Genomic DNA, 13,586 nt, shown 5'->3' with positions numbered 1-13,586 from the left:
AGAGGATTGTTATGGAACTCCGTGAGATACGAACATTTTTAGAAGTTGCTGATTTAAAAAGTTTTTGCAGGGCGGCGGAAAAGCTTAAATATTCTCAGGCAGCAGTGACGGTTCAGGTTAAACAGCTGGAAAAAGAATTAAACGTTCATTTGTTTGACCGGATTGGGAAGCAGACTACTTTAACACATGAAGGGGAGATGTTTTACCAGTACGCATCTGAAATTATGAGGAATGTGGCTTATGCCCGTAATGCCCTTGGCCAGTCCTCAGAGCTGACTGGCACTCTTGTGATCGGCACCATTGAATCCATCTGTTCCACTTTATTTCCTCCATTAATCTGGGAGTATCATCACCGGTACCCCAACGTAAACATTAATATTGTGATTGATTCTCCGGAGATCCTGCTGAACATGATGAACAGCAATCAGGTGGATATGGTTTATTTTCTGGATCGCAGAATGTATGATGCCAAATGGGTTAAAATACTGGAGAAACCGGAAGAAATCATATTTGCCGCATCAAAGGATCATATCTTTGCAAAGGAAACCGGACTTACCATTGACCAGATAATCACTCAGCCCCTGATTTTAACAGAAAAGGATGCCAGCTACCGGTTTATACTGGAACAGTATCTGGCTTCGGATGATAAGAAACTTCACCCATACCTGGAAATAGGGAATACGGAATTTATTATAAAACTGCTGAAACAGAATGAAGGAATCTCCTTTCTTCCGGAGTTTACAATCAGGGAGGAGATAGAGCAGGGAAATTTAACAGCTCTTTCCATGAAAGAATTTTATTTAAGAACCTGGAGACAGATTGTTTATCATAAGGATAAATGGCTCAGCAGGGAGATGAAGGCGTTTATGGAGCTGGTTTTAGAGATGGAGGAGCATTGATGTTGTACGGGCTTTATCCATGTGTTATACTTAAAGAACTAAAATAATCAGCTGGAGGATAAAATATGGAAGTATTGAAAATTGGAATCATGGGAACAGGTAGAATTGCATCAATTTTGGCAGAGACCATGGTTCAGATGCCTGAAGTCTGTTTATATGGTGCTGCTTCCCGGAACCTTAAAAAGGCAGAAGATTTTGCAGCACGTTTTTCTATAAAAAAAGCTTATGGCTCCTATGAAGAGCTGGCGGCTGACAGTGAGGTTCAGCTGATTTATATTGCTACTCCCCATTCGGAGCACAGCAGAAATGCCAGACTTTGCCTGGAACATGGAAAGCATGTTCTGTGTGAAAAGTCATTTGCAGCTAATTATTCCCAGGCAAAAGAGATGATTGACCTGGCTCAGGAGAAAAACCTGATGATTACAGAAGCCATGTGGGTGCGGTATATGCCTATGGCGGATACGCTGAAGGAAGTTCTTGCTTCCGGTATCATCGGAGAACCCATGACGCTCACTGCCAATCTGGCCTACTTAGTGTCAGATAAGCACCGGATTGTGGCCCCGGAGCTTGCAGGGGGAGCGCTTCTGGATGTAGGAGTTTATACCCTTAATTTTGCATCTCTTGTTTTTGGTGATGAGATTACTGATATTACCTCCAGCGTGATTAAGACGGAGACAGGAGTGGATGCCCAAAACAGCATTACCCTTCTTTATCCAGGCGGTAAGATGGCTGTACTGAACAGTTCCGTTCAGGTTCTTTCTGACCGTCAGGGCATTATCTATGGAACAAAAGGGTTCCTGGTTGTGGAAAACATCAATAATTTTGAATCCATTTGTGTATATAATACAGACCGGAAGCTGGTGGGCTCCTATCAGAGACCGGAACAGATCACCGGATATGAATATCAGGTTCTGGCCAGTAAAGACGCGATTGAACAGGGATGGACTGAGTGCCCGCAGATGCCTCACCAGACCACTCTGCATGTAATGAGAGTGATGGACGAGCTGAGAAGACAGTGGGGGATACGTTACCCATTCGAGACAACCAATGAGGAATAATTTATGTTTTCAAGAAAAGATTTAACCGGGCTTCTGGCCCCTTTGATTGTAGAACAGATCCTGGCCGTCCTGGTAGGTATGGTGGCTGTGGTCATGGTGGCGGCGGTTGGGGAAGCGGCTGTATCAGGCGTATCTCTGGTGGATGCCATTAATATACTGATTATACAGATTCTTTCCGCGCTGGCGACCGGTGGTGCGGTAATCTCCGCCCAGTATTTAGGAAAAAAACAATCAGTGAATGCGTGTAAAGCAGCAGGTCAGCTGATGGGAGTAACGGCTTTATTCTCCCTGGTGCTTACTTTTGCTGCATTGGCAGGCAACCGGCTTCTGCTTCGTATGATATTTGGCAATGTGGAGCCGGAAGTGATGGACGCTGCTGTGATTTATTTTCAGATTACGGCCCTGTCTTATCCATTTATAGCTATCTATAATTCCTGTGCCGCACTTTTTCGGTCTATGGGAAATGCCAAGATATCCATGTTTGTTTCACTTGTTATGAATGTGGTGAATATAGTCGGCAATACGATTTGTGTTTATGGTCTGCATATGGGAGTGGAAGGCGTGGCTTATCCCACTCTCATAAGCCGTATTGTTGCAGCTGTCATGATGTTTTATCTGATACAGAATCCGGACAATGTGGTAAGAATCAGGCGGCTTTCCGAGCTGAAACCGGATTTTAAAATGATAAAGAATATTTTGGTGGTTGGCATTCCAAACGGTCTGGAAAACGGTATGTTTCAGTTTGGTAAGATTGCGCTTCAGAGCCTGGTTTCGTCTCTTGGGACTGCGGCCATTGCCAGCTATGCAGTGGCATCAAACCTGGTGACTCTTTTATACCTTCCCGGTAATGCCATCGGACTTGGTTTAATTACCATTGTGGGTCAGTGTGTGGGCGCAGGAGAAATCAAACAGGTCAAGTATTACTCCAGGCTTTTGGTAGGGATTAATTATGGTATTTTATTAGTCCTTTGTACGGTTATGGTTCTATTTTCAGACCAGCTGGTATCCATATACAATCTGTCTCCCCAGGCAGCGCAGATATCAGCCCAGATGATCGTGGTACATTGTTTTGCCATGATTGTGTGGCCAATCTCGTTTACGGTTCCATATGCGTTAAGAGCCTCTATGGATGCAAAGTTTACCATGATGGTCTCTGTATTTTCCATGTGGCTTTTCCGGATCGGTACCTCTTATTTATTCGTGCAGGTCATGAATCTGGGAGTAATGGGGATCTGGTATGGTATGTTTATTGACTGGTTTTTCCGCGCAGTTATATTTGCACTGCGGTTTCGTGGAATTGAAAAAAGGGCAGTGTCCGTTTCTTAACGGCACTGCCCTTTTTAACGATCTTCATTCATCTTCCCGTCTGCATTCACATAAGAGTTGTCAATCACCCGGCTGACTGCCATCTGCCCCACAACACCATCCGAACTCGGATTAAAGTAGTACCAGTGAGCATCAATCTTATGCCATCCGGTCACCATAATCCCTATCTGGTTTGTATAAAAGGTGCTATTATAATGAGAGTCACGAATCCATCCGGTTACCATGGCTCCCTGTGTACTTCCTTCTTCCGGATTAAAGTAATACCAATGGCTGTTTAAATAACGCCAGCCAGTAGCCATATATCCATTATCCATAAAATAATAGGAATTACCCTGATATTCGATCCACTGTCCGGCGGGATATTTGGAATTCCACTGGTTAAAGTAGCGCCAACCGGCGTCATCTTTCACCCAGTTTCCGGAAATATAAATGGATTCATCTTTTGTATGGGCATAGCTGATAAAAGGGTCTGCACCGTATGCAGCAAACCAGACGGAAAAAAGTGCGGCTGCTGCCAGGCGAATGGCAGCAGCCGAAAAAAAGCGGCGTCTGTCGTTCATATTCTCCTCCTTCCGGTTTTCTCAGAGATTGTATGAATCGATTATAAGCGAACCCTTGAGAAAAAACAATGAGGGAAAGGAAACTGTAAGATATTATTTATAAATCATAAATTTAATCAAAAGTATCTTGACACTTTTAAACGCATTTGTTATATTACATATAGAACAAATGCAACGATTTTTGTATAGAGCCGGATAAAGGAGGAAATTGCCGTGAACATTAATAAATTTACACAGAAGTCCATGGAGGCTGTGAAGAACTGCGAAAAGCTTGCGTATGAATACGGAAACCAGCAGATTGAACAGGAACATATGCTGTACAGCCTTCTTACCATTGAAGACAGCCTGATTTTAAAACTGATCACCAAGATGAATATACAAAAAGAGTTATTTCTTGATGAAGCTGCAGGGGCAATCCAGAAGCTTCCTAAAGTAAGCGGCGGACAGCTTTACATCAGCAATGATTTAAATAAGGTTTTAATCAGTGCGGAGGATGAGGCAAAGGGAATGGGAGATCAGTATGTTTCGGTTGAACACTTATTCCTTGCCATGTTAAAACAGCCATCAAAGGCATTAAAAGAACTGTTTCGCAGCTATGGCATCACAAGAGAGAATTTTTTGACGGCATTATCCACAGTAAGAGGCAACCAGAGAGTGGTAAGTGATAATCCCGAGGCAACCTACGATACGCTGACAAAGTATGGGTATGACCTGGTAGAAAGAGCCAGAGATCAGAAACTGGATCCAGTCATCGGCAGAGACAGCGAAATCCGTAATGTAGTCCGGATTCTGTCCAGAAAGACCAAGAATAACCCGGTATTAATCGGAGAGCCGGGAGTTGGTAAGACCGCAGTTGTGGAAGGGCTGGCACAGAGAATTGTAAGAGGTGACGTACCCGATGGCTTAAAAGATAAAAGGCTGTTTGCACTTGATATGGGTGCTTTGCTGGCAGGCGCAAAGTACCGGGGTGAATTTGAAGAGCGTTTAAAAGCGGTTCTTGATGAGGTGAAAAAAAGCGACGGTCAGATTATTCTTTTTATAGATGAGCTTCATACCATTGTTGGAGCAGGAAAGACAGAAGGATCCATGGATGCAGGCAATATGCTAAAGCCCATGCTTGCCAGAGGAGAGCTTCATTGCATCGGTGCGACCACATTGGATGAATACCGCCAGTATATTGAAAAAGACCAGGCACTGGAACGGAGATTTCAGCCTGTTATGGTTGATGAGCCGACTGTAGAAGATACGATTTCTATTTTAAGAGGATTAAAGGAGCGGTACGAGGTTTATCACGGAGTAAAGATCACAGACTCTGCTCTGGTATCTGCAGCCACCCTTTCTGATCGTTATATCGGTGAACGTTTTCTTCCGGATAAGGCCATTGATCTGGTGGATGAGGCATGCGCCATGATTAAGACTGAACTGGATTCCATGCCGGCTGAGCTTGACGAGCTGTCAAGGCGGATCATGCAGATGGAGATAGAAGAAGCCGCCTTAAAGAAAGAGGCAGACCGCTTAAGCCAGGACCGTCTGGCAGAGCTGCAGCAGGAACTGGCAGAGCTTCATGATGAATTTGCCTCACAAAAGGCTCAATGGGAGAATGAGAAGGCATCGGTAGAACGTCTTTCCTCCTTAAGAGAAGAGATTGAAAATCTCAACAGGGAAATCCAGACAGCTCAGCAGAAATACGACTTAAACCGTGCAGCAGAGCTTCAGTACGGCAGATTGCCCCAGCTTCAGAAGGAACTGGCAGAGGAAGAGGAGCGGGTGAAAAATCAGGATTTAAGCCTGGTACGGGAAAGTGTAACGGAAGATGAGATTGCAAGAATTGTATCCAAATGGACAGGAATCCCGGTTTCCCGTCTGACAGAGAGTGAGAGAAACAAGACGCTACATCTGGATCAGGAACTCCATAAGAGGGTGATTGGACAGGAAGAAGCTGTTTTAAAGGTGACGGAAGCAATTATCAGATCCAAGGCTGGAATTAAAGATCCCACGAAACCCATTGGTTCCTTCCTCTTTTTAGGCCCTACCGGTGTGGGTAAAACAGAGCTTGCCAAGGCGCTTGCAGAGAGTCTGTTTGATGAAGAGAACAACATTGTGAGAATTGACATGAGTGAGTATATGGAAAAGCATTCCGTATCCAGACTGATTGGAGCTCCTCCCGGATATGTAGGTTACGATGAGGGCGGCCAGCTTACCGAAGCAGTACGCAGAAAGCCATATTCCGTAGTGCTGTTTGACGAAGTGGAAAAAGCTCATCCGGATGTGTTCAATGTGCTTTTACAGGTTCTTGATGATGGACGGATCACCGATTCCACCGGAAAGACGGTTGATTTTAAAAACACCATTATCATTATGACATCCAATATTGGTTCCCAGTATCTTCTTTCAGGGATAGACAGCAATGGGAATATTACAGAAGCGGCAGAAGAGATGGTAATGGGTGATCTAAGATCCCATTTCAGACCCGAATTTTTAAACCGTCTGGACGAAATCATTCTGTTCAAGCCACTGGATAAGAGTAACATTTCCGGTATAGTAAGTCTGCTCATGAAGGATTTAAACCGAAGGCTTGAGGATCGTGAGATAAAGATTGAACTGACAGACCAGGCGGGCGAATTTGTAGTGGAGCAGGGGTATGATCCGGTATATGGAGCCAGACCGTTAAAACGGTATCTCCAAAAACATGTGGAGACTCTTGCTGCAAGGGTGATTCTTGGAGACGAGATCCATGCAGGAAGTACTATTTTGATTGATGTTTCAGAAGAAGGGGATAAACTGATTGCTTATCTGGAGTAAAAAACAGGGGGGTCCGTGTCAGGACTCCCCTTTGTGCTGTATTTTATGAATTGGTATTTGGCAGGGTCCACAGAATATCTCTGTTGACGGTATGATAAAAGGTATCCCGTATCTCCTTTGGATCTTTTGTCTTTCCAAGAATCCACATGAGCTTGGTTACGGTGGCCTCCAGGGTCATATCGTATGCTTCCAGAAGTCCGAATTCTTTCTTAATGGAATGACCCACTTCGTAAACTGACATATTACTACCTTCATTGGTTACCTGGGTGGTCATAACCACGGTTTTTCCGAGAGAAATCCATTTTTCAATGGCCTTATAAAAATCACCGCTATCATAGGAGGGCAGACCGCCTACACCAAAGGATTCAATGATAACTGCATCGTAATGCTCTGCCATATAATCCAGAACATCTGCACCCATAGATGGAATCAATTTTAAAAGTGCCACGTTAAAATTCAGCTTATGAAAAAACAGGGGACTTCCAAAACGGTTATTTTTTTTGTCATTCAGATAAAAGATCACATGTCCATCCTGGATTGCTGCAATATAGGGAAAATTAATGCTGGAAAATGCGTTGTAGCTTTTGGTCCGTTCCTTTTTTCCTCTTGTACCGGAAATAACTTTTCCATCAAAAACGATGTTTACATCATGGGAGCGGTCATCACTGGCAAAACGAAGGCTGTCAGATAAATTGGTTCTTGCATCTGTATTTTCCATGTCAATGGGTTTTTGGGCACCGGTTATGACAATGGGCTTTGGGGAGTTCTGCACCAGATAAGAAAGAGCTGCTGCTGTGTAAGCCATGGTATCCGTGCCGTGGCAGATGACAAAGCCGTCATAAGCATCGTAATGATCTTCAATGGCTTTTGCAATTACCAGCCAGTGCTTTGGCTGCATATTGGTGCTGTCTATATTCATTATCTGAAGACTGTCCACATGACAGAAATCCGCCGCATCGGGAACATAGGAGAGAAGTTCGTCTGAAGTCAGAAGGGGCTTTAAACCAGAATCTCCTCTTTTGCAGGCAATCGTACCACCGGTTCCAAGCATCATTATTTTTTTCATTTCAAATACCTCCTGATGGATTATGAACCTGATTGTAGCATTTCTTTTTTCATTCGTATAGAGCATTTCTTGAAAATAAAAGAAATCTATGCTAAAATGAGGGACAAACAGGTGCAGGAGATAATAGAATGGCTAATATACCCAAAGATCCGGTTATGCTGCTCAGTTACATGAATACTCAGCTGAGAGATTATTATCCATCTTTAAGTGAGTGCTGTCTGAGCCTGGGAATCGAGGAAGAAGAGATTGTAAAGTCACTGGCCTCCATTGATTACCGGTATGACAATGAAAAAAATCAGTTTTTGTAAATGAAGTGGATACAAATGGGTCGTCGCAGCTGCGGGGACCCTTTTTGGAAAATAGATTTGAGACTATTTGCAGGAGTCACACCATAAAATTATTAGAATGAAAGAGCAGAAAATAGGAAAACTGTTTCATGTAGAAGGTATGAAATACTTGAAACGATGAAACCGGTTAGAAAGAGAAAGGAGTGATTTCATATGGAATCTGTCTGGTATCAGAGCATAGCAGTCTGGAAATGGCTCATGGATCATTTAATCTATATAAACCTGATTCTTTCTGTTATCATTGTTTTTTTTCAAAGAAGGGATCCAAAGGCAGTCTGGACCTGGCTTTTAGCGTTGTATTTTATTCCTGTATTCGGGTTTCTCTTTTATCTTATACTTGGTCAGGATATGAGAAAGGGTAAGATGTTCCGGGTTAAGGAAGTGGAGGACCGGATGCGTTACTCTGCCAGAAATCAGGAGGAGTTTTTAAAAAGTCATGATATCGGGCTGGATTCCTCCCTTGCAAGGGATTATTCCGATCTGGTCATGTACAATTTAGAAACCTCAGGTTCCGTTCTGACCGTTGATAATACGATTGAAATTTTTACCGATGGGGAGAAAAAGTTCCAGGATCTCAGGGAAGAACTTTCAAAAGCAAGCCGGTTTATCCATCTGCAGTATTATATTATTAAGAATGATGAACTGTTTGACTCCATCATTCCCATATTAATTGAACGGGCAAAGGCCGGTGTAGAAGTCCGGATTCTCTGTGACGGTATGGGTGGAAGGTTTATGCGCAAATCAAAATGGGATATATTAAAGGAAAGCGGTGTTAAGGTTGGTATCTTCTTCCCACCAGTGCTTGGAAGGCTGCACCTGCGTATTAACTATAGAAATCACAGAAAAATTGTAGTGATTGATAACCGGATTGGTTATGTGGGCGGATTTAATATAGGAAGAGAATATATTTCCAAAGACCCTAAGTTTGGTTACTGGAGGGATACTCATTTAAAACTTCAGGGTGGATCTGTTTTAAGCCTTCAGATCCGTTTCGCTCTGGACTGGAATTATGCAGTTGGGGAAAACTTATTTAAAAATATGACTTACTTTTGTGAAGACGAGGACGGAGCCTGTCTTTATAATATGGGAGTAGTGGATATCAATCAGGTAGAAAAAAAACTTGGAATTCAGATTATTGCAAGTGGTCCTGACGCCAGAAGCAGACAGATCCGGGATAATTATATCCGGCTGTTCTCAAAAGCAAAGCACCATATCTATATACAGACTCCCTATTTCGTACCCGATGACGCGGTTCTTTCTGCACTCAGGATGGCTGCCAGGTCAGGAGTAGATGTCAGGCTCATGATACCCTGCAAACCGGACCATCCCTTTGTTTACTGGGCCACCTATTCCTACGTGGGAGATCTATTATCGGAAGGCGCCAGATGCTATACCTATGAAAATGGATTTCTTCATTCAAAGGGTGTGATGACAGACGGAAAAGTCAGTTCCTATGGGACTGCCAATATGGATATCCGCAGCTTTGAACTGAATTTTGAAGTCAATGCAGTAATCTATGATGAAGAGACTACCAGAAAATTAGAAGAGTTATTTCTGGAAGATTTAAAGGTATGTGAAGAGATTACGCCAGAGAGATATGAAGCCAGAAGTATCTTCATTCGGATTAAGGAACAGGGCAGCAGACTTCTCTCACCTCTTTTATAGAATTCTTTTACAGCACAACATAATATCTCCATATCCGGCACATAATGATGCTTATGAAGATACTATCACAATTAAACTTAAAAGAGTTACCCTTAAATTTTTGTAAATGCGGGGTTACAGGCTGGTGCCTGGAAGTAATGTTTACTGCAACAGACTCCTTCTTACGCCATGACTTGCGTCTGATGGGTCAGACGTCTCTTCTTATGTTTCCTATTTATGGATGTGGAGCATTTCTGGCGCCCATTGGAATGATGATTGACCGCTGGGTCAATCCCAGAACTGGTCTGGCTGCTGCCCGGACGGATATTGCCATTCGTCATGGATTCCTTTATATGGTGCTGATTTTTGTGGCAGAGTATTTCTCCGGAACACTTTTACGCGGCAGGGGAATCTGCCCATGGGATTATACCGGCAGGAGCACCAACATTGACGGCCTGATTCGTCTGGATTTTGCACCGCTGTGGTTTGCTACGGGATTATTGTTCGAACAAATTACAAAAAAGAAAGGCAGGTAGTATTGTAATTAAAGAGTCCATTCTATATAATAGATGGAATGGAGGATTAGACCAATGATTCGATTTATTCTTGTAGCAGCATCCGTTATATTTTATCTGATCTTAAGCATCCCGGTTCTGATTTTTGAGAACATGGCTGGTAAAAAGAACCTTCGTGCAAGCGATGAACGAAGTATTTCTAACGTCCGGTGGATCTTTAAGATTATCCTGTTTTTTGCAGGAGTTAAAATTACAGTAAAAGGAAAAGAAAAGATACCAGGTGACCGGGCTGTTCTGTATGTGGGAAATCATAGAAGCTATTTTGATATTCTTGTTGGCTATACCACAGTTCCTGGTCTGGTGGGATTTGTGGCTAAAAAAGAGATGGAAAAAATCCCCCTGCTTTCCAGCTGGATGAAGCATGTGAACTGCCTGTTTTTGGACAGACACAATGTAAAAGAAGGGTTAAAAACCATTCTCCAGGGAATTGAGCAGGTGAAAAACGGAGTCTCTGTCTGGATTTTTCCAGAAGGAACCAGGAACACAAATGAAGATATAATGGAACTTCTTCCTTTTAAGGAAGGCAGCTTGAAAATAGCAGAGAAAAGCGGCTGTCCGGTAGTTCCGGTTGCCATATCCGGAACGGCAGAAGTATTTGAGAAGCACCTTCCATTCATTCGGTCTTCAAAAGTAACCATTGAATTTGGTGAGCCGTTTCTGGTGAAAGAACTGGAACCGGAATCTAAAAAATTCCCCGGTGCTTATGTAAAAAGACAGATTGAGAGTATGCTGGAAGAAGAAATTTCCCTTCAGGGAAAGCTGACGGGCCGGTAAAAAAGACCAACAGATAAGGCAGAGGAATGGACATATGAAAAAATTAGACTTGCTTGAGATCAGAGGACAGCTTGACAGCATTGACCGTGAAATTGTGGAACTGTTCGAAAAGAGGATGAGACTGAGCGGCGAGGTGGCTGAATTTAAGATTGAAACCGGAAAACCGGTTTATGATAAGGAACGGGAAACACAAAAAATTGATTCCGTAACCGGAATGGTGGAAGATGCATTCATGAAACAGGCAGTCAGTGAACTGTTTACCCAGATGATGACCATCAGCCGCCATTATCAGTACAAGCTGATGGCGGAGCATGGAATGAAAGGGGAAGATACCTTTCAACCGGTAAAAAGTATTCCCACAGATGGGGTAAAAGTGGTTTATCAGGGAGTGGAGGGTGCGTACAGTCATGCTGCCACGCTTCAGTATTTCGGAACTGATATCAGCTGTTATCATGTGGTTACCTTTGAGGATGCCATGAAGGAAGTGGAGTCCGGACGAGCAGATTATGCGGTGCTTCCCATTGAAAACTCCTCTGCCGGTGCAGTGATCGACAACTATGACCTGTTGATGAAATACAACAATTATATTGTGGCTGAGACATTTTTAACCGTAAATCATGGGCTGTTAGGGTTGAAAGATTCAAGAACGGAAGATATCCGAACTGTATTCAGCCACCCCCAGGCACTGATGCAGTGTTCAGAATTTTTAAATGCCAACAGGAACTGGAAGCAGATCAGTGTGGAGAATACCGCGGCTGCTGCTAAAAAGATTATCGAAGAAGGAGATCCCACTCAGGCTGCTGTGGCCAGTGAGACCGCTGCCAGACTTTATGGACTGAAAGTTCTTAATTCTTCCATCAATCATAATAAGTCCAATACCACCCGGTTTATTATCCTGTCAAATAAAAGAATCTACCGGGAGGAAGCACAAAAAATCAGCATCAGCTTTGAACTGCCTCATAAGAGCGGTACTCTTTACAACATGCTGAGCAATATGATTTATAACGGAGTCAGCATGATTATGATTGAGTCAAGGCCCATTCCGGGAAGAAACTGGGAATACCGCTTCTTTGTAGATATGGAAGGGAATTTAAGTGAATGTTCCATTCAGAATGCTCTGAAAGGGATTTTAGAAGAGGGACGTAATATGAGAGTCCTGGGAAATTATTAAGGAATTTAGAGAGGTTCGGCCTGCATTAAGGCCGGACTTCCGTTTACACAGGGAGGAATAAGGAACGTGAAGGAACTGATTTTATACCGCGATTTAAAATATCAGAAACTTTTTGACCAGATGTTAAGACAGCTGACTCTTATCCAGGAAAAAAATACAGAAACAATGCCGGAATCCTGCGCCTGTGCCGGTCAGCTTATCGAGCTGGCAGCATCTTATGGCTTTGAGGGGAATCTCTGGCATTGTTTTTTAGCATTGTGCCTGGCAGATAACGAAAACGCTTACAGTACGTCCTGCGAAATAACAGGTCCCATTCTGGGAACATTAAATCAACTGGCTGCCCATGATTTTAAGATTATGAAGGAGCTGTTTGATCAGGACATACGGGCATTAGACTGCGGGGAAGAAGAGGGAATCTGGTCCGCCCTTTCTGATTACCATGCCAATAACGGCAACAGTAAAATTTATAACAGACGAATCCGTGATCAGATCGTAACGCTTGCAGTAGAGTTAAAGGAAGCTCCGGACGTGAAAGCCTTTGGAGAAAAAATAACCTTATTCTATAAGTATTTTGGCGTAGGAAAATTCGGCTTGAATAAAGCTTTTCGCGTGGAGGAGACGGATCAGGAACCTCAGATCATTCCCATTACCAGTATGGATCACATCTATCTCAATGAACTTGTGGGATATGAAAGGCAGAAGGAGAAGCTGATTGAGAACACGGAAGCATTCTTAGATGGGAAGGCGGCTAATAACGTTCTCTTGTTTGGCGACAGCGGAACCGGGAAATCTTCAAGTATCAAAGCTATTTTAAATGAATATTATGATAGAGGTCTACGGATTATAGAAGTATATAAGCACCAGTTTCATACACTTACCAAAGTGCAGGAACAAATTAAAGACAGAAATTATAAGTTTATCATCTATATGGATGATTTATCTTTTGAGGATACGGAACTGGAATATAAATATTTAAAGGCGATTATCGAGGGCGGGCTTGCAAAGAAGCCTGGCAATGTTTTAATCTATGCAACCTCAAACCGCCGTCATTTAATTCGTGAAAAATTCAGCGATAAAAGGCAACTGGATGATGAATTACATAATAATGATACCGTCCAGGAGAAGCTTTCCCTTGTGGCACGATTTGGTGTAACCATTTATTATGGTGCTCCGGAACCAGCTGAATTTAAAGAGATTGTAAAACAGCTGGCATCCCGCAGCCAGATTTCCATGCCCTTAGAAGAACTTTACCAAAAAGCAAATATATGGGAATTGAATCACGGCGGTTTATCTGGAAGAACTGCAAGCCAGTTTATTACCTATCTTTTGGCAAAAGAGAAAAATAATTAATCTTTTTGCAAATT

12 protein-coding genes are annotated in these 13,586 nt (G+C 42.9%); 10 read left to right on the top strand and 2 right to left on the bottom strand.

The genetic code is table 11. From position 1 onward, the window contains the following. The first annotated feature begins 11 nt into the window (after positions 1–11). The 3 genes from ABS301_RS18605 (at position 12) to ABS301_RS18595 (ending at position 3,283) form a co-directional block, all read left to right on the top strand. Positions 12–899 (top strand): LysR family transcriptional regulator, encoded by an 888-nt coding sequence (locus ABS301_RS18605; protein WP_349673637.1) that lies wholly within the window; start codon positions 12–14, stop codon positions 897–899. A 65-nt stretch (positions 900–964) separates the two neighbouring features. After that, a complete protein-coding gene (locus ABS301_RS18600; protein ID WP_502877981.1) occupies positions 965–1,957 on the top strand; it encodes a Gfo/Idh/MocA family protein in 993 nt (330 codons plus the stop codon). A gap of 3 nt (positions 1,958–1,960) precedes the next feature. Next, the gene (locus ABS301_RS18595; protein WP_349673636.1) at positions 1,961–3,283 is read left to right on the top strand and encodes an MATE family efflux transporter; all 1,323 of its coding nucleotides are present in this window, start codon (positions 1,961–1,963) and stop codon (positions 3,281–3,283) included. 14 nt (positions 3,284–3,297) lie between these two features. On the opposite strand, the gene ABS301_RS18590 is transcribed toward ABS301_RS18595, so the two are convergent. Continuing rightward, on the bottom strand, positions 3,298–3,843 hold the full coding sequence (locus tag ABS301_RS18590; RefSeq protein ID WP_349673635.1) for a glucan-binding protein: 546 nt from the start codon (positions 3,841–3,843) through the stop codon (positions 3,298–3,300). A 213-nt stretch (positions 3,844–4,056) separates the two neighbouring features. Here ABS301_RS18590 and clpB point away from each other — a divergent pair, with 213 nt between their 5' ends. Continuing rightward, the gene (clpB, locus tag ABS301_RS18585; protein WP_349673634.1) at positions 4,057–6,645 is read left to right on the top strand and encodes an ATP-dependent chaperone ClpB; all 2,589 of its coding nucleotides are present in this window, start codon (positions 4,057–4,059) and stop codon (positions 6,643–6,645) included. A gap of 43 nt (positions 6,646–6,688) precedes the next feature. On the opposite strand, the gene ABS301_RS18580 is transcribed toward clpB, so the two are convergent. After that, entirely contained in the window at positions 6,689–7,711 is a 1,023-nt protein-coding gene (locus ABS301_RS18580; protein WP_349673633.1) for an asparaginase, read from the bottom strand. A 128-nt stretch (positions 7,712–7,839) separates the two neighbouring features. Between ABS301_RS18580 and ABS301_RS18575 the strand changes: the two genes are divergently transcribed. The 6 genes from ABS301_RS18575 (at position 7,840) to ABS301_RS18550 (ending at position 13,572) form a co-directional block, all read left to right on the top strand. Further along, positions 7,840–8,019 carry a DUF4250 domain-containing protein gene (locus tag ABS301_RS18575; protein WP_104439114.1) on the top strand — a complete coding sequence of 60 codons (180 nt, stop codon included), beginning with the start codon at positions 7,840–7,842 and terminating at the stop codon, positions 8,017–8,019. A 192-nt stretch (positions 8,020–8,211) separates the two neighbouring features. Beyond that, positions 8,212–9,723 (top strand): cardiolipin synthase, encoded by a 1,512-nt coding sequence (cls, locus tag ABS301_RS18570; protein WP_349673632.1) that lies wholly within the window; start codon positions 8,212–8,214, stop codon positions 9,721–9,723. 44 nt (positions 9,724–9,767) lie between these two features. After that, positions 9,768–10,238 carry a putative ABC transporter permease gene (locus tag ABS301_RS18565; RefSeq protein WP_349673631.1) on the top strand — a complete coding sequence of 157 codons (471 nt, stop codon included), beginning with the start codon at positions 9,768–9,770 and terminating at the stop codon, positions 10,236–10,238. 54 nt (positions 10,239–10,292) lie between these two features. After that, positions 10,293–11,051, top strand: a complete 759-nt coding sequence (locus ABS301_RS18560) for a lysophospholipid acyltransferase family protein (RefSeq protein ID WP_349673630.1) — start codon at positions 10,293–10,295, stop codon at positions 11,049–11,051. Between the two features lie 34 nt (positions 11,052–11,085). Next, entirely contained in the window at positions 11,086–12,222 is a 1,137-nt protein-coding gene (locus ABS301_RS18555; RefSeq protein ID WP_349673629.1) for a bifunctional chorismate mutase/prephenate dehydratase, read from the top strand. A 120-nt stretch (positions 12,223–12,342) separates the two neighbouring features. Further along, entirely contained in the window at positions 12,343–13,572 is a 1,230-nt protein-coding gene (locus tag ABS301_RS18550) for an ATP-binding protein (RefSeq protein WP_349673741.1), read from the top strand. The last annotated feature ends 14 nt before the right edge of the window (positions 13,573–13,586 follow it).

This window comes from Lacrimispora sp., assembly GCF_031982545.1.
In the GTDB taxonomy this organism is placed as follows: domain Bacteria; phylum Bacillota; class Clostridia; order Lachnospirales; family Lachnospiraceae; genus Lacrimispora.
The sequence above is the reverse complement of the archived record's forward strand: the minus strand, read 5'-3'. Positions and strand labels throughout refer to the sequence as shown.